We start from the raw sequence: 22,239 nt of genomic DNA, 5'->3' as shown, positions 1-22,239 counted from the left end.
CAGCGGCGTCAGACAGTGCCTTGTGCAGTAAGCGGTGGAGGCTGAGCCGGATCCCACTCCAGCAGGTCGACCTCCTCCACCGCGCCGTCGGCGGAGACCAGGAACGTCTTGATCTCCCCAGGCCGGAACACCGCAGCGAACTGAACGCCTAGGTAGCTCAGGTCCACGGCGACCTCAGCAGCCCGCCCGGCGGTCTCGTACCCGCGCAGAACCACCGCACCGGACCCGTCCTCGTGATGCTTGAGCACCGAGAAGATCACCTGGTCGCTCGAGGTCGACAGGAACGACTGCTGCTCAGGCAGCGGACCGTCGTGGAAGCACTCGATCAACGGCGTCACCGGCTGGTTCAGCAGCGCGGCAGCCCGCACGACCTCAGCTTCTCGCCAGTCCCCGGCATGCGGCTGCAGCCGGTACCGGAATCTCTGCACGCCTTGATCCAGATACTCGTAGTCCTCCGCGTCCGACAGCACCCGCGGGTCGTGCCAGGCGTAGACCGGCGACCGCACGCACGTCATCGCGAGAACCGGCCGCCCAGGCACCGACCCGTCGACGGCGAACGAGTACTTCCCGTCGTTCAGCAACGCCACCCCACCGCCGGCACCCGACACATCGACCCACGCGTGCGACGGCACCTCCTCACGGTTCTGCTCGCGCACCAGGTGCCCGTACGGAATCTCGTGCGTCGCGACCGAGTCCTCGACCGCGAACGGGAAACACAGTTTCAGCGTCTTCAGCTGCTCCCGCCAGTCCACCGTCACCCGCACCTCGACCGCGTCCGCCCCCGCGTCCAGCACGTACTCCTCGACCAGCGTCGACCGCCCGTACGCCGACTCGACGCGCACGACCTGCCGCACCGGCCCGTCCGCGACTCGCCGTACCGACGTCACCTCGAAGGCGTCGATCGTGTTCCACAGCGACCGTACGCCGTGGCTCCAGGTGTCGGTGTCGTCGTCGATCACCTGCGCGTGCGGCACCTGCTGCTTGCGCTTCGGCAGCAGCTCCGGCCCGTCGCCGGCCCGCAGCGACTTCAGCCAGCCGGTCCGCCGGCTCACCGCCGCCCGGACGACGCCGTTGTCCAGCACGAGGTCGTCGCGCCGAACCGCACCGAGGTCGTACGCCGAACCGCCCGGCCGCAGCGTGTACAGCTGGTACCCCAGCGCCGGCAGCGCCGCCACGAAAGCGACCCGCCGCCGCCCGTGCGCCGTCGCGGCCGAGCGAATCTCCTGCATCGCCAGCAGCGCACCGGACAGCCCCTCGCGGACGTCGATCGCGCCGCGCAGGACCGACGGGTACCCGAGCTCGAGCTCGACCGTCGCGGTGACCGGCCACGGGTGCGGGTTGAACACCGCGACCGGGACCATCTGCTCCTCGGCCGGGACGTCGATCTGCCGCGCGATCGACTGGATCGACCGGTTCGCCAGCCGGGCGGCGATCGCCTTCGCCTCGCCGAGCTGGTCGCGCGCGTCGTCGTACGCCGGTTCGATGGCCGTCCCGGCGGCGATGTCATGGAACTGGTTGAACAGCACCTGTTTCCAGGCGTGCCCGAGCTCCGCGGTCGCGTCCGGCATCCCGCTCAGCGTGCCGGCGATCGTGGACCACTTCTCCGCGGCCATCAGCTGCTGCTCCGTGAGCCGGTTCTGGCGTTTGATCCCCGAGTGTGCCGCGTAGCAGCCGATCGCGTGCGGCTGCAGCTCGGTCGTGTGCACGGCGATGTCGTCGAAGGCCCGCGCCTCGTCGAAGAAGCGGCGCATCGTCGACGGGAACATCGCGGGGAACAGGTCGCGCTGCGCGAGCCGCTCGATCGATTCGATGTTCTCGATCGTCGGACCGCCGCCGTGGTTGCCGACGCCGTAGAAGACCATCAGCGGTTCAGTTGTCATCGGCAACTGTTGCAGTGCCTTCGTGACGTGCCCGGAGACCTCGCCGGGTGGTGAGCAGTACTCGTGCGGGATCCGGTACGCGAGCACCCGCGAGCCGTCGGCGGACTCCCACCAGAACTTCTGCGCCGGCAGCTCGCGCTCGTGCGCCTGTGGCCGGAGGAACGCGTACGAGTCGAGCCGCGACTTGCTGAGCAGCTGCGGGAGGGTCGCGTTGTGGCCGAACGGGTCGACGTTGCAGCCGACCGTCGCGATCACACCGAGGTGTTCGGCGAGCCAGCGCTGCGAGTAGAGCGCGTGCCGGACGAAGGCCTCGCCGCCGGGCAGGTTGCAGTCCGGTTCGACCCACCAGCCGCCGACGATCTCGAACCGGCCCTCCGCGACCCGCTTGCGGACTCGCTCGAACAGGTCCGGGTCGTGCTCGGCGATCCAGCTGAAGTACGCGACCGAGTCGGCGGTGAAGACGTAGTCCGGGTACTCCTGCATCCGGTCCAGGGCGGAGCGGAAGGTCGCGCGGACCTCCTGGTAGCCCTCCTGCCACTGCCAGAGCCACACCGCGTCGATGTGGGCGTTGCCGATCATGTGCAGTGGGCCGCGGGTCACGCGAGCTCCTCGTGGTCGGGGTCGGACTCGTAGGCCCAGCGGTCCACGAGCTCACTGATCAGGTGCAGTGCGAGCAGATGCATCTCCTGGATTCGGGCGGTCTCCTCAGCCGGTACGACGACCGCCAGGTCGGCCGTCGCGGCCAGGTCGGCGCCGCGGGTCGAGGTGAACGCGACCGAGCAGGCGCCGTTGGCGCGGGCCGCGGCCAGTCCCTTCACCACCGTAGGCGAGGTGCCGGAGGTGCTGAACCCGACGACGATGTCCTGCGGGCGCGCGAGGGCCGCGATCTGGCGGGCGAACACGTCGTCGTAGGAGTAGTCGTTGGCGATACAGCTGACCACCGCGGCGTCGCCGATCAGTGCCACCGCGGGCAGCGGGCGGCGTTCGCGCAGGTAGCGCCCGATCAGCTCACCGACCAGATGCTGCGCGTCAGCCGCCGAGCCGCCGTTGCCGCAGGTGTAGAGCACTCCGCCGCCGGCCAGCCGCCGAATCAGCTCGTCGGCGACAGCCTGCACCCGCGGCAGCTGCTCCCGCATCGCCCGCGTCACCTCGGCATGCCGGTCGAGCTGGGTGTCCAGCAATCGATCCACACTCAGCTCGGTCATCCCGCACCACCGCGGTGCAGCGCGATCGCCGCCGCGCCCAGCACACCCGAGCGATCCCCGTGCCGACTCAGCACCACCTCACAAACTCGCGCCGCCGGCCCCATCGCCTGCCCCAGCGCAGCCTCCCGCACGGGCGTCAGCAGAAACTCCCCAGCCCGCGTCACACCCCCGCCGAGCACCACCAGCTCCGGCTCACACACGTTGATGATCACCGCCACCATCCGCCCCAGCATCGCCGTCGTCTCGTCCCACACCGCGCGAGCCAGCTCGTCACCGGCCCGAGCATGCTCGACAACATCCCGTGCCGTGATCTCCCCGACCGAGGCCAGCGCAGACACCCCCTCCAGGTTCTCCCCGAGAGGCGACGAAAGGGAGGCGCCCCACCCCCCGAGCCCACCAGCCCCGCCGGGAGCGGCCCCGAGCCCACCGGCTCCGCCGGGAGCGGCCCCGAGCCCACCGGCTCCGCCGGGAGCGGCCCCGGGGCCGCCGGGGGCGGGCGTGCCCCGCCCGTCGAGTCCATCGACTGTGCCGGAGGCGGTGGTGCCGTGTGCTCGGGGTTCCTCGGCTCCGCTGGGGGCGGAGGAGCTCTGCGCCCCGGGTCCCTCGGGGGCGGGCGTAACCCACTCGCCGAGTCCGCCGCGGGCGGAGGCGCGCGCTTGCGCCTCCAGCGCCTCCGCCGCACGCCGGGCGATGGACGTGCCGGAGACGTACGCCTCCGCGCACCCCCGGGCGCCACATCCGCACAAGCGCCCCTGCCAGTCGACGACGACGTGCCCCAGCTCGCCGCCCTGGCCGGCGGCGCCCTGGAAGAGCGTGCCGTTGGTGACCACCCCGCCGCCGAAGCCGGTGGAGACGGTCAGGTAGACGAGGCTGCTGACGTCCCAGCCGCCCCAGCGGTACTCCGCGAGGGCAGCCGCGGTCGCGTCGTTCTCGACGTACGCCGGTACGCCGAGGCGGTCGGTCACCCACTGGGCCAGCGGCACCTCGTCCCAGCCGGGGAGTCCCGGTGGGCCGAGGATCACGCCGGACACCGGGTCGAGCGGGCCGCCGCAGCCGATACCGGCGGCGGCGATCTCCGGGTGGCCGGCGTCGGCGAGGACCTTCTCGGCGAGGTCGAGCAGGCGGCCGACCACCAGGTCGGGGCCGTCGCCGACGCCGGTCCCGACGCTGCGGAACGAGTGCACGGTCCCGTCGGCCGCGACGACGCCGGCGGCGAGCTTGGTGCCGCCGACGTCGAGGGCGAGCACGGATGGCTGCGGCATGGGGTGCGGTCAGCCCTTCTGCGCGGTGGTCGCCACGCCGTCGAGGATGTAACGCTGGCCGAAGGCGAACAGGACGATCATCGGGACCACCGCGATCACGCTGGCCGCCATCGCCAGCTCCCACTCGTAGTGGCCGGACAGCGCGAACGCGTCGATGATCGACTTCAGCCCGCGCGGGATGGTGAAGTAGTCGGGGGTCTGCAGGTAGATCAGCGGCTTCATCAGGTCCGACCAGCTCGCTTTGAACTCGAAGACGAACACGATCACCAGCGCCGGTTTGCAGAGCGGGAACGCGATCCGGCGGAACATCGCGAAGTACCCGCAGCCGTCCACCCGGGCCGCCTCGAACAGCTCGCGCGGGATGCCGAGGAAGAACTGCCGCAGCAGGAACACGTAGAACGCCGAGCCGAACAGGTTCTGCGCCCACAGCGGGACCTGGGTGTCGACGAAGCCGAGCCGGTTCCAGATCAGGTAGACCGGGATCATCGTCACCGCGCCGGGCAGCATCATCGTCGACAGCAGCACACCGAACAGCAGGTTGCGGCCGCGGAAACGGAAGTACGCGAAGCCGAAGGCCACCACCGCGCTGGACAGCGTGACGGCCGCGGCCGCCATGAACCCGACGGTCAGCGAGTTCACCAGCCAGCGCATCACCGGCGCCGTGTCGAAGACCCGGGCGTAGTTGTCCGGCTGGAACAGCGCCGGGATCAGCCGGTTGTCGAAGACCTGCGCGCGCGGTTTCAGCGACGCGCTGACCAGCCAGACCAGCGGGTACACGAAGGCGAAGGTCGCCAGCACCAGGAAGGCCAGGAACGGCAGCCGTTTCCACGGGATCGTCATCAGCGCTCCCCGTGGTAGTAGACGTAGCGGTTGCCGATCCGGAACTGCAGGAACGTGATCAGCAGGATGATCACGAACAGCAGCCAGGCCATCGCCGACGCGAAGCCCATCTTGAAGAACTGGAAGGCGTTCTGGAACAGGTAGACCATGTAGACCAGCGACTCCTCCGAGGCCGACGCCTTCTGCTGGGGTCCGTAGAACATCGTGTACGCCTGGTCGAACATCTGCATCGCCGCGATCGTGTTCGTGATCACGGTGAAGAACAGCGCGCCGGAGATCATCGGCACGGTGATCCGGAAGAACTTCGTCGGCCCACCGGCCCCGTCCAGGTCGGCCGCTTCGTACAGCTGCTTCGGTACGCCGTTGAGCGCGGCGAGGTAGATCACCACGGTGCCGCCGAGCGTCCACAGGCTGACGATCGCCAGCGACGGCTTCAGCCAGCTGGGGTCGGTCGTCCAGTTCGGCCCGTCGACGCCGATCCAGCCGAGCACCTTGTTCACCAGGCCCTGCTGGCCGTTGAGCAGCAGCAGGAACATCGCGCCGGCCGCGACGGCGGGTGTCATCTCGGGCAGGTAGAACGCGGTGCGGAAGAACCCGGCGGCCCGGCCGACCCGGTGCAGCATCATCGCCAGCACCAGCGCGAACACCGTCCCCAAGGGGACGAACAGGGCGGCGTACACGAACGTGTTGCTCAGCGACTTCAGCACCCGCGGGTCGTCGACCAGGGCGCGGTAGTTGTCCAGGCCGACGCCGTGCGGGCTCTGGATCATCTGGTAGTCGGTGAACGACAGCACCAGGCTCGCGATCATCGGGCCCGCGGTGAAGATCAGGAAGCCGAGCACCCACGGCGCCACGAACGCCCAGCCGGCCCGGTCCTCCTGCCGGGCCAGCGGACTGCGTCGCGGACGGCGGCCGCGACGGACGGACTCGGCCTGCCCGTCCGTCGCGACCTGCTCGATCGTCGCCGTCACCGGATCAGCCCTGGCTCGCCTTGTCGAAGGCGGCCTTCGCCTCGGTCTGCGCCTGGTCCAGCGCTGCCTGCGGTGCCACCGTCCCGCCGAGGGCCTTGCCGACCGCGTTCTTCCAGGCTGCGTCGATCTCGGCGGCGGCCGCCGACGGGTTCGTCGAGCGGGCCGTGTCGAGCACGCCGTAGTAGTTCTCGATCGCCTGGTCGAACCCGGCGTCACCGGTGGGCTTCAGGTACTTCGCCTTGATCTGCTCGTCGGCGGTCTTGTTGCCGGTGAACAGGCCGGTGAAGAAGCTCTTGTCCTTGGCCACGGTCTGCATCCGCGCGTCGGCGGCTTTGTTCCAGGTGTCGACCGAGGTCATCGTCTTGGCCCACTTGCAGGCCGCGTCGGCGTTCTTCGCGCCCTTGGGGATTACCCAGGCCGAGCCGCCGATGGTGCTGATCGGCTGCCCCTGCCGGTCGGTGAACGGGGTCGAGGCCAGCTCCAGCCCGTTCTTCCGCGCGTCCAGCAGGACGTTGACGTACCAGTTCTCGATCGGGAACGCCGCCAGCTGGTCGGAGGTGAACTGGTTCTTCTCGCCGAACAGGTCGAAGGTGTCCCGGAAGGTCTTGAAGTTCGACCAGCCGCCCTGGTCCTGGACCAGCTTCAGCGCGTACGTGAGCGCCTCGACCGCCTTCGGGTCGTTCAGGTTCGGCTCGCCGCCGGGCTTGACCAGCTCGGCGCCGTTGGCCATCGCCCAGAGCGGGAAGAAGTCCGGCAGCTTCGGGTCGAAACCGATCCGGGCCGGACGGCCCGCCTTGGCCTTGTAGAGCTTCTTCGTGGTCGCCTCGAGCTTGTCCCAGTCGGTGGTCTGGATGTCGGCCACCGCGACCCCCGCCGCCTTCAGCGACTTGCCGCTGATCAGGTTCGCCGAGACGGTGTAGAACTCCGGGATCCCGTACGTCTTGTCCTTCAGCCGCACCTCGTTCATCGCGGCTTGCCGGTACTGTGTGGTATCGATTCCATTGTCCGCGACGCAGTCGTCCATCGGCACGATGGCGCCCTTGGCCGCGTAGGTGCCGATCAGGTTCCGGGCCATGTAGACGACGTCCGGCGCGTTCCCGCTGGAGACCGCGGTGAGGAACTGCTGGGCGTCGAAGTCGCCTTTGTTGTTCTTCACCGTGACGCCCGGGTACGCCGTCTTGAACGCGGCGATCCGGGACTGTGCGACCTCGTCCTCACCGCTGAACCCCATCACGTTCAGCGTCCCGGACGGTGTGCTGTCGCTGGAGCCGGTGTCGCTGCCGCCGGAGTCGTCCTTGCCGCCGACTCCCGCGCAGGAAGTCAGGGCCAGCGTGGTCGCGGCCAGCACGACGGGCAGGCGGAGTTGCTTCATTGCGTGCTCCTCACCCCACAGGGACAACGGCTCCGTGGATCGAATGTGGCATCGATGCCACATTTTCCAGGAACCGTACGGGCCGGGCGGAGCGGACGTCAAGGCGTCGGCGACAACCCTGTGGACGAAGGAAGGTCAGCGCGGCGCCGGGCCGGTGGAACCGCGGACCACCAGTTGAGGCGCGACCCGGAGGATCCGGCGCCGGGCCGGCAGCTCGTCGTGGATCCGCGCCAGCAGCAACCGTGCGCAGTTGCGGCCGAGCTCGACGGTGTGCTGGTCGACGGTGGTCAGCGCCGGCTGCACCAGCGACATCCACGGCACGTCGTCGTAGGCCGCCAGGCTCAGCTGGCGGGGGACCTTGAGCTTGCGTTCCTTGACCTCGGCGAGCGCGCCCTGCGCGAGCACGTTGTTGGCCGAGATGATCGCCGTGACGTCCTGCTCGTCGAGCAGCCGGCGCGTGGTGCGCTGGGCGGCGTCGGCGTCGAAACTCGTGTAGGCGATCAGGTTCTCGTCGACCTCGAGGTCGTGGTCGGTGTGCGCGGCCCGGAACCCGGCCAGCCGGCCCGCACCGGTCGACCACTTGGTCTCGTCGATCAGCAGGCCGATCCGGGTGTGGCCGAGCTCGATCAGGTGCTCGGTCAGCGCGCGGGCACCGGCCTTGTTGTCGCTCAGCACGACGTCGCTGCCGGAGCGGCCGAGCTCACGGTCCGCGCAGACGACGTGAACGCCGTTGTCCTGCAGCACCCGCGGGCACGCCGCGGTCACCGGCGTCACGATCACACCGGGGACCCGCATCGCCAGCAGGGTTTCCGCGGCCCGCATCTCCTCGGCCGGCTCACCGTTGTCGTTGACCAGGACCATCTGGTACTCCGCCGCCCGCAGCTCCTCCTCGATCCCGGCCGCGAGGTCGGCGTAGAAGGGGTTGCGCAGGTCGGAGATCAGGACCCCGATCGACGTCGACGACCGGCTGCGCAGGTTGCGCGCGTTGTGGTCGAGCACGTAACCGATCCTGGCCGCCGCGGCCCGGACCCGCTCGCGCACGTCCGGAGATGCGTAACCACGGGTGTGCAGTGCGCGGGAAACCGTTGACGGCGACACCCCGGCCTCGCGGGCGACGTCCTGGACGGTCGGTCGTCTGATCGCCGCCGCCGGACGCGGACTGCGCGCCTGCTGCCCCCGCGGATTCATGGGCGGCAGTCTAAGCCGAACTCCGCGGGCGCGGCGTCGTACCGGGCGTTTCAGCGTGCCAGCGCTCCCGGGATCGTTGCCAACTCTCCCGAATCGCGGCGAAGTCCTCGGGCCCGAAGTCGAAGCGGTCCGTGTCGGTCCCGTCGGCGTAGTACAGCGCCGGAACGCCCAGCTCAGGCTGGATCTCCAGGTACGCGCGCCACTCGGCGTGGCTCGGCATTATCCAGCCGTCGGTGTCGATCCCCAGCTCCGGAACGGCCGCGCGCACCACCGCGGCCCGGTACTCCATGTGGCGAGCGACATACCCCGGCGCGGCCTCGTCGTCACGCAGTACGTCGTTCAGCCGGATCAGGTCGGTGACGTCCAGGAACGCCGGGTTCGGCGTGTGGGTGACGATCAGGGCGTCCGGCTTGACCCGCTTGGCGGTGTCGTGGACCAGCGCGAGCTGGGCGTGCAGGAGGGCCGTGCCCCACAGATGCCCGCTGTGCCGCAGCGATGCGCCGGACGGCGTACGGGCGGTGAAGTCGATCTTGAAGCCGTCCGCGTCCAGCCCGTCGGAGGACAGCATGTACTCGACGGCGTCGGTGATCAGCGCACGGCAGGCAGGCGCCTCGGGATCCAGACTGACCGGTACGCCGGCCGCGTCGGTGATGCAGGCCTCGGCCGGCGCGCCCTCCTCGTCCCAGGCCTTCCACCACAGCAGCACTCGTTGTCCCTGCGCGTGCCGCCGGGCAATCCAGCCGCGCAGGTCGGTCCACTTGCGGGGATCCGGCCTGCAGGTCGCGTACCGCTCCTGCCACTTGTCGTCGATCACCACTGTCGACGGCACGATCCCCCGGCCGGACAGCGTCTCCAGGAACCGGTCGTAGTTGGCCTCGGTCGCCAGCGGTTGCGGCGACTGGCCAGTACGAGCGCCGATAGCGCACTGCGCGCCCCAGCCGCAGAAGATCGGGCCCTGCCACCAGTCCGGCTGCTCAGCTGTCCGCTGCGGCACGACGCCGTACTCGTCGAGCAAGGCGCGGTGCCTGGCCAGCACGTGCACCGGGTCGCTGCCGCCGAGATGTACCACCAGCAACGGCGTACGGAATGTGCCGTCGACACTGGTCTGGCCCTCGTAGTCCAGACGCAGGGAGAAGCCTCCGGTGACCGGCGCGTAGTGGTAGTTCGTGAAAGTCTGCTCGGCGATCGGCGCGACCAGGCTGAGCCCGATCCAGTACGCCGAACCAGGTGTGACCGCGAAGCACCACGGCGCGGGGGAGAACAGCCAGCGCTCGATCCCCGGCTCGCTGCCCTCGCCGCACGGGCCGATCGTCGCCGGCTCCAGCGCGTCGCGGAGCTCCCGGGACGGGTGGTCCGGGTTCGGCGACCAGGCCTGCTCGAGCCGGGAGCCGCTGGGCAGGAAGCCCCTGGGCGTACGGCGTCCGCCCAGCAGGTGGCAGTCGGTGATCCGGCCGCGGCCGCTGACGGTGGTGGACGACTCGATCCGGTCCGGCAGGAAGCGGGTGACCGTGGTCCGGGTGTCCCACACCGTGCTGCGGCAGGTCGTGGTCAGCACCAGCTCGTCCGGGAGCTCCTTCTGCTCGACCACCACGTCGCCGTACGTCTCGTCGACGCCTCCGGCCGTGTCGAGCGCGGTGAACAGCCGGAGCTTGAACCAGGGCCGGCCGTCGGCGCCCTCCACCGCCGCGTACGCCTTGGCGGTGTTGACCTCGATCAGGTAGTCGCCGATCCTCACGCAGTCGCTCCTCAGGGCCGGTGGACGTCGATCAGTGCTTCGGCCAGCTGGCCCAGGTAGCGGCCGTCGCGGGTGACCGCCGCGGCGACCCGCGCCCGGCGTACTCGCTGCTGGACGTGCGGTACGACGCGGAAGCGCGCGGCGTCGACCTGCTCGCACTCCCAGCCGCGAGGAACCACCAGCTCGCACACCCCGTCAGCCACGACGGCCAGCTCGAACGGCTGCCCGTCCACCGCCTCCACCCGGTACGGCGTGATGCTGGTCGGCGGTTGCGCAGGCGGCAGCAGGGCCTGGTGCACGCGCGACACCTCGGCCCCGACACGGACCAGCTCGTCCAGGTACGCCTGGTCGACCAGACGCGGGTCCCAGTGGCCGGAGATCATCAGCTCCGGTTGCAGCCGCTGGTAGAGCGCGGCGGACAGCGCGTAGTCGTCCGGCCGGAACAGGTTGGCGTACTGGAAGTTGGGGATCTCCGGCTGCTCTCCAGGCACCCACGTCCCGGTCTGCTGGTCGCCGGTGGCCAGCACGTCGCGGCCGTCGACGGTGAAGCCGATAGCCGAGGCGTAGAGCGTGTGGCCGGGCAGCGAGTGCAGCTGCAGCTCGTACTCGCGCCAGCGGACAGCTGATCCGTTCGGCACGTGCCGGGCACAGGGGATCGGCTCGTACCAGAGGCAGGGCAGGTCGTACGCCGACGGGTTCTCCAGCACGGCAGCGACCGGGCTGGACGCCCAGACCTCGGTGCCCTCGACCTCACGCAGCAGGTTGAACCCGGCAACGTGGTCGTCGTGGTAGTGCGTCGGTACCGCCACCTCCACCTTGTCGATGCCGTAGTCACGACGCAGTGCGCGGAGCGAAGGCAGCCACGGCCGCACAGTGAACCGTTCGCCGCCGACAGGTATGCCCGTGGTCAGGTCGTAGCCGTAGTCGATGACCAGTGCCGTCCCGGCGTCGCTGAGCAGCACGTAGCTCCGGGACTCGCTGGTGCGGTTCATCAGCAGATGAGGACTCAGCTCGACGAAGGGCTGGTCCAGCTTGTCCAGCAGTCCGGTGCTGAAGCCCATCCGGACGTTGTGCAGGTCGGCCAGTGCCGCACAGGTCCGCGCGACGGCGTCCGCTGGGTCGCTGATCGGCTCACCGTGGCTGGGCAGCAGAGCGGTCGGCTGGTGATCGAGCAGTTGCACCAGCGACGCCATGGTGAGCCCAGCGCCCTCCAGCCCGACGTACGACCACTGCAGTGCGGCGGCGGACCAGACCTTGCCGGGGCTGTACAGGAGGTCGCCGACGAAGGCCTGACCGTTGATCAGGTAACTGACGCTGCCGGGAGTGTGCCCAGGCGTCGGGACGGTGGTCACGTCCAGGTGTCCGATCCGGGTGGTGCTGTAGTCCTTCATGACGCCGGTGGCGGGTACCGGCTCCAGCAGCGAGAAGCGGTCGGAGTGGACGTCGTAGTTGTTGACGACCTGGCGGCGGGCCCAGTTGTGGTCCACGTCGGCGATCAGACCGGCCTCGTTCTCCGGCACCCAGATCCGGGCGCCGGTCGCGGCCAGGGCGGGCAGGCCCTCGACCTGGTCGCGATGGTGGTGGGTGACGATCACGTCGGTGACCGCGTCCACGCCGTACGCCGCCAGGTCGCCCAGCCAGCGGCCGGAGCCCGCGTCGACGGCCACCGCTGTCCGGTGCTCGCGGTCGACGAGCAGGTAGACCACGCAGATGTCGTCGAGCGCGAGGACGTCCGGTCCGGCCGGTCGGTGGGGGATCGTCATCCCGAGAGCCTAGGCAGCACCAGGCGGGCCTTGGCAAGAGGATGTGCAAACGATTCCACATCGTGAGTCAGCCGCTGCGCGGGACCTCCTCCATCGCCAGCAGCACCCCGCGGGGCAGGCCGTCCGGTGTCCGCAGCGAGCTGCAGACCAGGCGGACCGTGATCGTCCGGCCCCGCCGGTTGACCGCCTCGACCAGCGCGGTCCGGGACTCGTCCGGCTCGTCCAGGACCTCGCGGACCAGCGGCCGGAGCACCTCGGCGGTCAGGCCGACGTCGAGGTTGAACAGGTGCCGGCCCTCGGCCTCGTCCTGGCGGACTCCCCACAGGTCGTGCGCGGCCGCGTTCCAGGCCAGGACCAGCAGGTCGAGGTCGACCACGATCACACCGGCCGTGAACGCGGTCAGCACCGACTCGAGGAAGTCGTTGGCCTCGTTCAGCTCGGCGCTGCGCTCCCGGACCGCTTCGTTGATGATCTGGAGCTCGTCGTTGGTCGACTGCAGCTCCTCGTTCATCGTCTCGAGCTCCTCGTTGGTGGACTGGAGCTCCTCGTTGGTCGTCTCCAGCTCCTCCACCGTCGACTGCAGCTCCTCGTTCGTGGTCTCCAGCTCCTCGTTGGTCGACTGCAGCTCGGAGTTGGCGCTCTCCAGGTGCTGGTTGACCCGGTCGATCTCGAGCCGCAGGGCTCGCGCGACGCTGACGTCGTGGTAGACCACCGAGACGCCGAGCAGCTCGGGGCCGTCGATCACCGGCGTCAGGTGCACCTCGAACCACTGCACCACCCCGCCCGGGCGGTTGAACTCGACCTCGGAGACGCGGATCGGCTTGCGTTCGGCGAGCACCCGGTCGATGTGGCCGCGCAGCGCCAGCGGCTGGTACGAGACCTCGAGCTCCCGGACCGGCCGGCCCAGGTCCCGCCGGGTCAGGCCGAACAGGCTCGCGGCCTGGTCGCTCTGCATCACCAGCGTGTCGTCGGGGCTCACCACGAGCTGAGCGATCGGACCGGCTGCGAAGGCGTACTCGTGCAGCCGGGCGTCGGCCGGCTCGTCCTCACTCACCGGTACGGCCTCGGTCCGGCCCGGTGGGGCGATCCGCTGCGAGACGCGGCGAAAGATCCGCTGCTTGAGGTCGATCGGTTCGAACAGCTGGCTGCGGCCGAGCAGCATCTCGGCCCGGCCGAGGAACAGCACACCGCGCGGGACCAGGGCGAAGTGGAACCGGTTCAGGGCCCGCTGCTGGGTCTCGGAGTTGAAGTACATCAGCGTGTTGCGGCACAGCAGCAGGTCGACCCGCGAGATCGGCGCGTCCTGGACCAGGTCGTTGCGCCCGAAGATCACCGTTCGGCGCAGGTCGGCGTTGAAGACGAACCGGTCCCCACGGGCCTCGAAGTACGCCGCCCGCTGGGCCGCCGAGACCCCGGCCAGCGCGGCTTCGCTGTACGACGCCTGGCGGGCCTGGGTGAGCGCCTCGTCGTCGATGTCGGTGGCGTAGATCTTCACCTGCTTGAGGTAGCGGTCCAGGCCGAGCTCGTCGGCGAGCAGCATCGCCAGCGAGTAGGCCTCCTGGCCCGACGAGCACCCGGTGCTCCAGATCCGCAGCGGGTCACCCGGGCTGCGTTCGGCGAGCAGCGCCGGGACCACCCGGGTCCGGAGCACCGCCCAGGCCTCGGGGTCGCGGAAGAAGCTGGTCACGTTGATCAGGATCGTGTTGAACAGCGCGGTGAACTCGCTGGGATCGACCTGCAGCAGGTCCAGGTACTCCTGGTAGCCCGAGACCTCGACCTGAGCCATCCGGTGCTGGATCCGGCGGAGCAGGCTGGACTTCTTGTAGCCGCTGAAGTCGAAGCCGCGGGACTCGCGCAGGTACGCGAGCAGGTCGTCGACGTCGTCGGCCGCGGCGGGCTGGTTGGTCACCGGGTCACGCTACTGCCCGTCACGCCAGCGGTTGTTGATCGCCGCTCGGGCGTCGGGCCGGCGCAGCCGCAACGTCGCCCAGACGACCTTGCCGCCGGTGGTGGTGGGATTGGTGCCCCAGGCGGTCGCCAGCGCGGCGACGGTCAGCAGCTCGCGCCGCAGCTCCAGCCGCAGGTCGCCGTCGCTGTGCGCGTGCCGGACCATGTTGCCGACCAGCTCGGACACGATCGCGACCGCGTCCTCGGCGACCTCCTCGCAGTGCCACAGCTCGCAGGTCGACGCGACGAACCGGCGCGCGACGCCGCCGCTGTGCGGGTCGTTGGCCAGCCGGAGCCGGCTCAGCTGCCGGGCCGGAGGGTTGCCGACCGAGGCCAGTGCGGCGTTCAGGTCGGGGAAGACCGGGACGAACCGGGCGACCGCGCGAGCCTGCATCCGGACCTCGCTGCTGCGCTGCTCTCCGATCACCAGCACCAGCGGGACACCCGACCACCCGGCCGTGTGCCGCGCCACCGACGCGAAGACGCTGAGCGTGTACGTGTGCGCCAGCACCAGGTCCTGCAGCAGCACGATCACCCCGTCGGGCTGGTCGGCCACCGTCTTGAGCAGGTACGTCCGCAGCTGCGGCGCGGTCGCCACTTCCAGCACCCCGGCCGGGCGGACCACCACCGTGTCTCCGACGGATCGCGACCCGATCAACAACGCACTGCCGCGGCTCATGAGCTGTCACCGTCTCTCCCGGTTCCGGACCGTCTCGAGGTCAGACGGGCGCGGATCAACCGTGCCGCTTCCTGGGTCTCCTGCGCCGAGGCGGCGTACCGGCGGGCGACGTCGTGACTGCCACGGCGCCGGGCAGTGGTCTCCATCTGCAGGGCCAGAGCCGCCTTCTCCTCGAGAGTCCGTAACGCCGTCCACAACGCGGCCTGCATCCGCTGGTCCGCGGTCGCCAGCAGCGCCTCCGCGGACCAGGCGTGCCCGGCCTTGCAGCGGAACTGCTGCTGATCCTCCTGGATCATCGCGAGTTCGGCGTCGCAGTCCGGGCAGAGCAGTCCTGCGGAGCCGAGGCCGGCGACGGGGTCAGCGCAGCCGCGACACCGCTGAGCGCCAGCGCGTGCTCGTAGCGCAGCAGCGGGTCGGGCTCGGCCGGTGGCACCGGATCGACCGGTACGCCGAGAAGCCCCGCGAGCTGCTCGCCGATCGCCGCCGCCGGCAGCACGTGATCGACGGCGACCGCGGCCAGCGCGTTGTCCGGCATGCCGCGGTACGCCGCGTCGTCGGGGTCCTGCACGATCGCCAGGCCGCCGCGGGCCTTGATCGCGGCCAGCCCCGCCGTACCGTCGTCGAGCACGCCGGACAGGACGATCCCGGCCACCAGCGGGCCGCGAGCCAGCGCGGCCGAGCGGAACAGCGCGTTCACCGCGGGGCGGTGGCCGTTCTCGGTCGGGCCGCTGGACATGACCTGGCGGTCGCCGTCGAGCAGCAGGTGGTGGTCCGGCTGTGCGACGTACAAGCGGCCGCGGTGGATCGGTGCACCGTGCTCCGCGGGTTCGGCGGGCAACCGGCCGGCGTCGTCCAGGATGGTCGCCAGCACGCTCGTGCTCCCGGCCGGAAGATGGAGTACGACGAGGACCGCGGCGGGCAGGTCGGCGGGCAGCTGGGAGACCAGGCTGCGCAGGGCTTCGACGCCGCCGGCCGAAGCGCCGATGACCACCAGGTCGCGCGAGGTCGCCGCCGACATCATTCCGGGTCTCCGGCCTCCCCGTTCGGCCCCGTGGCCCGGATCCAGGACGTGCCGTACCGGAGCGGTGAGCTCACCGGAGGTCGCCGCCCTGGAGCATCACGGCTGACGCCCGCCCTGGGCTCGGGCATCCTCGACCGACGCGAAGATGGTGAACTCCCGGCCGAGACCGGTGATGGTCAGCGGCCGGTCCACCGGACGGCCGACGCCCACCAGGGCCAGCGTGATCCCGTGCTGGACCGCGAGCCGCCGGGCCTCCACCAGGTTGCCGAGGCCGGCCGAGCTGCAGAACGTGACCGCCGACAGGTCGATCAGCACCGTCCGGGCGGGTGGCGCGATCGCGGCCCGGATCGACTCCGAGGCGAAGTCGGTGGTGGCGATGTCGATCTCCCCGGACAGCCGGACCAGCACGATCCCGTCACCCAGATCCTCGGTGACGGCGTCGAACGTCGTCCTGATCATCTCGCCGTCCTCGGAGTCAGGCTGGCTCACTGCGGTCTCTCCCCCGGGCAGCCCCGCGAAACGCCGGTCGGTCCTGGCGTGGTGGGTGACAGCCCTGGTGTAACCGTATGCCGGAATGCTCTGGGGTCACAATGGTTGTACGGCCAGTGACCCCGGAGCGTGATGTAAGCGCTTAGCCCCAGAACGCCGGCTGCGTCTGGACGTTGAGCTCCTTCAGCTTCACCCGGTTGGCCGGATCAGTCCGCCGGTCCTTGATTTTGAACACGTCGAACGCCGTCACCGACTCGGTGCCGTAGATCGCGCCGTTGTAGTAGTAGACCGACCAGTAGCCGCCGAACGACGCCGGGTCGCGCGGCGGGCGGTCGAAGTAGCCGATCTCCTTCGGGTGTGCGGAGTCGGTGAAGTCCCAGACCGAGAAGCCGCCCTGGTACCAGGCCTGGACCATGATGTCGCGGCCCTTGACCGGGATCAGCGAGCCGTTGTGCGAGACGCAGTTCTCGTCGGTGGCCTGGTGCCGGTCGATCTTGTAGTAGCTGCGGAACTGCAGCTTGCGGTGCTTGATGTCGAAGACCGCGGTGGCGCCCTTGTTCGGGCCGACCTCGGGGTTGCACTCCGCGCCGCCACCGCCGCCGAGCTCGTCCATGAAGACGACCTTGCTGCCGTCGCCGTTGAAGGTGGCGCCGTGCCAGAAGGCGAAGTTGGTCGCGTCCTGGACCCGGTCGATGACCTTCGGCCGCTCGGGCCGCGAGATGTCCAGCAGTACGCCGTCACCCATGCAGGCCGCGGCGGCGATGTTCCTGGCCGGGAACGCGGTGATGTCGTGGCAGCCGCTGGTCGCCGAGCCGGTCGGGCTGCCCGGGAACCCGCCGTCCGGGAACAGCACCGGCGAGGCCACCACGGCGGCCTGTTCGGGGTGCCGCAGCGGGACCTTGACGATGTCGACCCGGTCGTTCGGCGGCTGGCAGTCCGGGTACGTCGCGTTCGGGTTGTACGACGAGTTGTAGACGTACACCGAGCGCTTCAGCTTGTCCGGGACCAGCGTGTGCGTGTGCGAACCGCAGCGGGTCTCGACGGCGGCGACGTAGCGCGGGTTGCGCGGGTCCTTGACGTCGAAGACCTTGATCCCCTCCCACGACTCCTTGATCGTCGGCGACTGCGCGACGCTCTGGCAGGAGTTATCGCTGCGGGACGAGTCGGTGCTCAGGAACAGCAGGCCGTCGTAGACGCTGATGTCGTTCTGGCTGCCCGGGCAGGAGACCTGGCTGACCAGCTGCGGCTTGGCCGGGTTGCCGATGTCGTAGATCGCGAACCCGGAGTAGTTCCCGACGTACGCGAGCTTGCCGGCGAACGCGATGTCGGTGTTCACCCCACCCGCGAGCGGGCCGGTCATCGGCGCACTGGCCAGGTGGGTGATGTTGTCGCTCTTGGCGGCACCGGTGTCCGGCGGCGCGGGGACCTCCGCGGAGGCGGCACCGGACAGGCCGGTCAGCCCGGCGATCAGGGCTATGGAAAGGCTGAGACGGGCGAGCGTGCGTGGGCGGCGCATGCCGGGGTCCCTTCTGTGCAGTTGAATCGATCGATTGCCTCAGGGTAGGCGTGATAGACACTGTGGGGAAGCGATTTGCCACGAAGAGTGAGGTGCTGTGAGGAACTTCGCCCTGCCACTGGTCGCCGCCCTGGGGTTCGCCCTGACCGGGTGCAGCTCGAGCACACCCGCGGCCGCCCCCGCCCCGACCCCGTCGCTGCCGGTCATCGTCCCCGGTACGCCGGGCGGCCCGAACCAGACGCTCGCCACGGCGCCGACCTCGGCCGCGACGACCGACCCCGACGACCTGACGTTCCTGAGCGACATGATGATCCACCACAGCCAGGCCCTGGTGATGGCCGAGCGCGCGCGGACGGCCGCGGCGAACGCGCAGGTCAAGGCGCTGGCCGACCGGATCCGGGTCGGCCAGAAGCCCGAGATCGCGGCGATGCGCCAGCTGCTCACCGAGCGCGGCGGCACCCCGCCCGCGCTCGAGCACGTGGAGCACAGCGACCACTCCGGGATGCCTGGGATGGCGACGCCGGCCGAGCTGGCCAAGCTGCTGAACTCCACCGGAGCGGCGTTCGACGCCCTGTTCCTGACCTTGATGATCAAGCATCATGAGGGCGCGCTGGCGATGAGCGCGACGGCGATCGAGAAGGGCGCCGACCTGCGGATCGGCGAGCTGGCCCAGGACGTCACCGTCACCCAGACCAAGGAGATCAGCACCATGCGACAGCTCCAGAAGGCCCTCTGATGGGTGTCCTGGACGGCAAGGCCGCGCTGGTCACCGGAGGCTCGCGCGGGATCGGTGCCGCGATCGTCCGCCGGCTCGCGGCGGACGGCGCCGCGGTCACCTTCACGTACGCCGCCTCGAAGCAGGCCGCCGGCGAGGTGGTCGCGGAGGTCGAGGCCGCCGGCGGTCGCGCGTACGCCGTACAGGCTGATCAGGCCGATGTCGCCGCGCTCCCGGGACTGTTCGAGGCCGCGGCCGAACCGGCCGGCGGGCTGGACATCCTGGTCTGCAACGCGGCCCGCTCGATGGTCAAACCGCTCGCCGACGTCACCGAGGACGACTACGAGCAGATGCTCGGCACCAACCTCAAGGGCCCGTTCTTCGCGATCAAGCGGGCCGGCGAGGTGCTGCGCGACCACGGCCGGATCATCACGGTCTCGACGCTGAACACCAGCTTCCCGGTCCCCGGCATCTCCCTGTACGCCGGCGGCAAGGGCGCCCTCGAGCAGGTCACCAAGGTCGCCGCCCGCGAGTTCGGCCCGCGCGGCATCACCGCGAACGTGGTCTCACCGGGCGCGACCGACACCGACATGTTCCGCGACTCGAACCCGCCGGAGGCCGCCGAGCTGCTGGTCGGCCTGACCGCGCTCGGTCGCGTCGGCGAACCCGCGGACGTCGCCGACGTCGTCGCCTTCCTGGCCGGTCCGGACGCGCGCTGGCTGACCGGCCAGAACCTGCGCGCCAGCGGAGGCCTGCTGATCTGATGCCGACCGTGGACGACCTGCTCGCGGCCATTGACGCGGAAGCCGACGCCGGCACCGCGGCGATCCTGTCCGGCTACTTCCAGGTCAAGCCCGGCGGCTACGGCGAGGGTGACGTGATGATCGGCGTCAAGCTGTCGACGCTGCGCGGCATCCTCAAACCGTACCTGCGCGCCGGACTCCCGCTGCCCGACCTCGAGGAGGCGCTGCGCAGCCCGGTCCACGAGCACCGCCTCGCCGTTCTCTGCCTGCTCGCCGATCGTGCCGACCGCGCGCTGAAACCGCGGACGGCCGACCCCGACGAGGTCGCCGCGATCTTCGAGCTCTACCTGCGCAACACCGAGCACGTGAACAACTGGGACCTGGTCGACTGCAGCGCCGCCGAGATCGTCGGCGGCCACCTGCTCGGCCGGTCCGGCGACGTCCTGCACACCCTGATCCGCTCCGAGCTGATCTGGGACCGCCGGATCGCGCTGGTCGCCACCCACCGCTTCATCCGGGCCGGTGACAGCACGGACATCTACGACCTGGTTCCCGAGGTCCTCGACGACCGCGAGGACCTGATCCACAAGGCTGCCGGCTGGATGCTCCGCGAGGCCGGCAAACGCGTCTCCGCCGACGAGCTCTTGGCCTTCCTCGACCAGTACGCCGCCCGGATGCCGCGCACGATGCTCAGCTACGCCGTCGAGCACCTGACACCGGAGACCCGCAAGCACTACCGGAGCCTGTGAAACACCAAGGTGGGCCACCTGGCTGGTGACCCACCTCGGTGCCCGTCAGGTCTAGGACAGCTTGTAGGTGCCGAACATCGGGTCGGCAGCCTGCTTCGCGGCGAACCCGCCGGCCAGCTGGGTGGTCGCGACCCGCACCTGGAAGTTCTGGTTGTACGTCGCGATCGCCCACTTCTGGTCGCCGCCCGCGGTGTAGACGAACGCCGTCGGGTCGGTCGGGTACTGTTCGTCGTAGCCGGTCGGGACCGCCTTGAACTGCGGGAACTGGCCCGAGCCCTGGATCAGCTCCTGGGCGAACCAGATCTGGTTGTCGTTGCCCCGGGCCACGATCTCGATCAGCCCGGAGTCCGGCGACATCACTGCGGACGGCTGCCCGGGCCACACCTGCGCCGGGTCGCCGACGACGTCCCAGGTGCCGGGCCACGTCGTACCGGCGGCGGTCTGCTTCTGGGTCTTGATGTGTCCGTCGGTGTCCCGGGCGACGACGCGGAGCAGCTGGCCGGGGTACTGGACGACCGACACCTTGCCGGTGAAGTCGCTGCCGCCGAGGCTGCTGAACGCCGACAGACCGGTGCCGCCCCAGCTCGCCGACCAGAAGGTGCCCGCGACATCGCGGACGATCACGATCAGCGTGTTGTTCGGGCCGGGCGCGATCACCGGCGTACCGGCGGACAGCACCGGACTGGTGAACTTCGACCAGGGCAGGAACCCGTTGGCCAGCGGCGCCTGCCGCTTGCCCCACAGCACGCCGTCGACCGCGAACAGCACCAGCTTGTTCGTCGCCGGCGACTTCCCGGCCGCGGCGTCCGAGGCCATCAGCCCGGAGCGGTCCTGCAGGTCACCGACCAGCGCGGTGTCGGCGCCGGTCTGGGTCCGGGCTTGGATCCGGCTGTCGGTGCCGTGCATCGAGATGTCGAGCTTGCCGTCGGCCCCTTCGGCCAGCGCCGGCGTCCCGGTGAAGGCGTTCGGGCCGTGCAGCGGCGTCCACGCCGTACCGCCGAAGTCGACCGGGTCCGGGGTGTGCCCCCACTTGGCCTGGCCGATGTTGTCGGTGTGCGCGAACTCGACCGCGCCGTCGGCGGACTGCAGGACGTTGAGCTGCGGGTAGCTCTGCTGCGGCACCGACGGGGTCGCCGGGACGTACGACTTGGTCAGCTTGCAGGCGTTCGAGGTCGCGAACACGTTCAGGAAGTTCTGCCAGCTGGTCCCGATCTGGCGGGCGTTCACCAGGAAGGTGTTTGTCTCGCGCTTGTACCGGTACTGCAGCATCTGCCCGGCGGCGTTGATCCCGACCACGATGTCGGCGCCCGGTGACAGCATCGTCTTGTAGTTCGTCCAGCTGCTGTTCCCGGTCTGGATGTAGTCCAGGTACCGGTCGCTGGTCGGCTCGTAGTGGTACCGGTGCAGCGATCCGTCGTTCCGGACCGCCTCCAGTACGCCGTCGCCGACGGCGGTGAGCGACGTGAAGGCGCCGAACCCGGTGCCGACCGGCTGGACGCTGAACGTGTTGGTGGCGGGGTCGCGCCGGTACCGGCTGAGCTGCCCGTTGTCCTCGATCAGGTAGACGTCACCGCGGGCGTCCATGGTGATCTTGTTCTTCCGGGCCGGCTGCGACCAGCCGGCGAAGATCTTGCCCAGCGACCGGAACGACACGTCGAAGGTGCTGCCGTTCCAGTGGTACTGGTAGGTGCCGGCGGCACTGATCGCGTAGATCCAGCCGTCCGGGCCGCCGAGGATCTTGCCGAACTGGTCCCAGCCGCGACCGCCGATCTGCACCGGGTTGCGGGCCAGGATCGGCTCGGCGTTGCTGCTCAGGTCGTTGAAGTCGTAGCGCATCAGCTCGCCCGCGGCGGTCACCGCGAAGACCGGCTGCACCGCCGTACAGGTGACGTCGGCGTCGTCGGCCTGGGCCGGTGCGGCGAGCGTGGACAGGCCGCCAGCGAGCAGGCCGGCGGTCAGTACGGCGGCAGCGAGCCGCCGTCGCCGGCGGCCGGGCCGGTGGGTGGACAGGGTGCGGACCATGGGAAACCCCCAGTACTCGGACGATGCATGCGAGAGGCCCGCCCGAGCCGCATGCCAGTGGTCCCGGCGCGTCAGCGCAGACCGCCGGACGGATCGGAGACTAGCCGGAAATGCCCTGCTGGGCAGGGTTTCTGCAGCAAGC

At 70.1% G+C, this 22,239-nt stretch carries 19 protein-coding genes; 3 read left to right on the top strand and 16 right to left on the bottom strand.

Going from position 1 to position 22,239, the window contains the following annotated elements; all coding sequences use genetic code 11:
• Positions 1-8: 8 nt before the first annotated feature.
• From AB0M01_RS11020 to AB0M01_RS10950, 15 genes are all read right to left on the bottom strand, one after another.
• Complete coding sequence (locus AB0M01_RS11020) at positions 9-2,480, bottom strand: glycoside hydrolase family 38 C-terminal domain-containing protein (protein WP_363667939.1); 2,472 nt, start codon at positions 2,478-2,480, stop codon at positions 9-11.
• Complete coding sequence (locus AB0M01_RS11015) at positions 2,477-3,085, bottom strand: SIS domain-containing protein (RefSeq protein WP_363667937.1); 609 nt, start codon at positions 3,083-3,085, stop codon at positions 2,477-2,479. The genes AB0M01_RS11020 and AB0M01_RS11015 overlap by 4 nt, the downstream gene beginning before the upstream one ends.
• Positions 3,082-4,347 (bottom strand): ROK family protein, encoded by a 1,266-nt coding sequence (locus AB0M01_RS11010; protein ID WP_363667935.1) that lies wholly within the window; start codon positions 4,345-4,347, stop codon positions 3,082-3,084. The genes AB0M01_RS11015 and AB0M01_RS11010 overlap by 4 nt, the downstream gene beginning before the upstream one ends.
• A gap of 9 nt (positions 4,348-4,356) precedes the next feature.
• Positions 4,357-5,187, bottom strand: a complete 831-nt coding sequence (locus AB0M01_RS11005) for a carbohydrate ABC transporter permease (RefSeq protein ID WP_363667932.1) — start codon at positions 5,185-5,187, stop codon at positions 4,357-4,359.
• Positions 5,187-6,158, bottom strand: coding sequence for a sugar ABC transporter permease (locus AB0M01_RS11000; protein ID WP_363667930.1), 972 nt, complete (start codon positions 6,156-6,158; stop codon positions 5,187-5,189). Before AB0M01_RS11000 ends, AB0M01_RS11005 begins: the two co-directional genes overlap by 1 nt.
• 4 nt (positions 6,159-6,162) lie before the next feature.
• Positions 6,163-7,530: a hypothetical protein gene (locus AB0M01_RS10995; protein WP_363667928.1), complete on the bottom strand. Its 1,368-nt coding sequence runs from the start codon at positions 7,528-7,530 to the stop codon at positions 6,163-6,165.
• A 135-nt stretch (positions 7,531-7,665) separates the two neighbouring features.
• Positions 7,666-8,718 carry a LacI family DNA-binding transcriptional regulator gene (locus tag AB0M01_RS10990; RefSeq protein WP_363667926.1) on the bottom strand — a complete coding sequence of 351 codons (1,053 nt, stop codon included), beginning with the start codon at positions 8,716-8,718 and terminating at the stop codon, positions 7,666-7,668.
• 10 nt (positions 8,719-8,728) lie between these two features.
• A complete protein-coding gene (locus tag AB0M01_RS10985; RefSeq protein WP_363667924.1) occupies positions 8,729-10,453 on the bottom strand; it encodes a hypothetical protein in 1,725 nt (574 codons plus the stop codon).
• Between the two features lie 11 nt (positions 10,454-10,464).
• A complete protein-coding gene (locus AB0M01_RS10980; protein WP_363667922.1) occupies positions 10,465-12,216 on the bottom strand; it encodes an MBL fold metallo-hydrolase in 1,752 nt (583 codons plus the stop codon).
• A 67-nt stretch (positions 12,217-12,283) separates the two neighbouring features.
• On the bottom strand, positions 12,284-14,125 hold the full coding sequence (locus AB0M01_RS10975) for a CheR family methyltransferase (RefSeq protein ID WP_363667920.1): 1,842 nt from the start codon (positions 14,123-14,125) through the stop codon (positions 12,284-12,286).
• 9 nt (positions 14,126-14,134) lie between these two features.
• Positions 14,135-14,842, bottom strand: a complete 708-nt coding sequence (locus AB0M01_RS10970) for a hypothetical protein (RefSeq protein ID WP_363667918.1) — start codon at positions 14,840-14,842, stop codon at positions 14,135-14,137.
• Positions 14,839-15,138 (bottom strand): hypothetical protein, encoded by a 300-nt coding sequence (locus AB0M01_RS10965; RefSeq protein WP_363667916.1) that lies wholly within the window; start codon positions 15,136-15,138, stop codon positions 14,839-14,841. Before AB0M01_RS10965 ends, AB0M01_RS10970 begins: the two co-directional genes overlap by 4 nt.
• Complete coding sequence (locus AB0M01_RS10960) at positions 15,135-15,863, bottom strand: chemotaxis protein CheB (RefSeq protein ID WP_363667914.1); 729 nt, start codon at positions 15,861-15,863, stop codon at positions 15,135-15,137. The genes AB0M01_RS10965 and AB0M01_RS10960 overlap by 4 nt, the downstream gene beginning before the upstream one ends.
• A gap of 96 nt (positions 15,864-15,959) precedes the next feature.
• Positions 15,960-16,352 carry an STAS domain-containing protein gene (locus AB0M01_RS10955; RefSeq protein ID WP_363667912.1) on the bottom strand — a complete coding sequence of 131 codons (393 nt, stop codon included), beginning with the start codon at positions 16,350-16,352 and terminating at the stop codon, positions 15,960-15,962.
• 142 nt (positions 16,353-16,494) lie between these two features.
• Positions 16,495-17,868 (bottom strand): hypothetical protein, encoded by a 1,374-nt coding sequence (locus AB0M01_RS10950; protein ID WP_363667910.1) that lies wholly within the window; start codon positions 17,866-17,868, stop codon positions 16,495-16,497.
• A 97-nt stretch (positions 17,869-17,965) separates the two neighbouring features.
• On the opposite strand from AB0M01_RS10950, the gene AB0M01_RS10945 reads away from it, so the two are divergent.
• The 3 genes from AB0M01_RS10945 to AB0M01_RS10935 are packed head-to-tail and all read left to right on the top strand — an operon-like array spanning position 17,966 to position 20,075.
• Positions 17,966-18,604, top strand: a complete 639-nt coding sequence (locus AB0M01_RS10945) for a DUF305 domain-containing protein (protein WP_363667908.1) — start codon at positions 17,966-17,968, stop codon at positions 18,602-18,604.
• On the top strand, positions 18,604-19,347 hold the full coding sequence (locus AB0M01_RS10940) for an SDR family oxidoreductase (RefSeq protein ID WP_363667905.1): 744 nt from the start codon (positions 18,604-18,606) through the stop codon (positions 19,345-19,347). The genes AB0M01_RS10945 and AB0M01_RS10940 overlap by 1 nt, the downstream gene beginning before the upstream one ends.
• Positions 19,347-20,075 (top strand): DNA alkylation repair protein, encoded by a 729-nt coding sequence (locus AB0M01_RS10935; RefSeq protein WP_363667903.1) that lies wholly within the window; start codon positions 19,347-19,349, stop codon positions 20,073-20,075. Before AB0M01_RS10940 ends, AB0M01_RS10935 begins: the two co-directional genes overlap by 1 nt.
• Positions 20,076-20,126: 51 nt before the next feature.
• On the opposite strand, the gene AB0M01_RS10930 is transcribed toward AB0M01_RS10935, so the two are convergent.
• Complete coding sequence (locus AB0M01_RS10930; RefSeq protein WP_363667901.1) at positions 20,127-22,097, bottom strand: tachylectin-related carbohydrate-binding protein; 1,971 nt, start codon at positions 22,095-22,097, stop codon at positions 20,127-20,129.
• Between the last annotated feature and the right edge of the window lie 142 nt (positions 22,098-22,239).

Source organism: Kribbella sp. NPDC051770, from assembly GCF_040681455.1.
Taxonomy (GTDB): domain Bacteria; phylum Actinomycetota; class Actinomycetes; order Propionibacteriales; family Kribbellaceae; genus Kribbella.
Note: the sequence above shows the minus strand (reverse complement) of the source record. Positions and strands in the feature narration are given on the sequence as shown.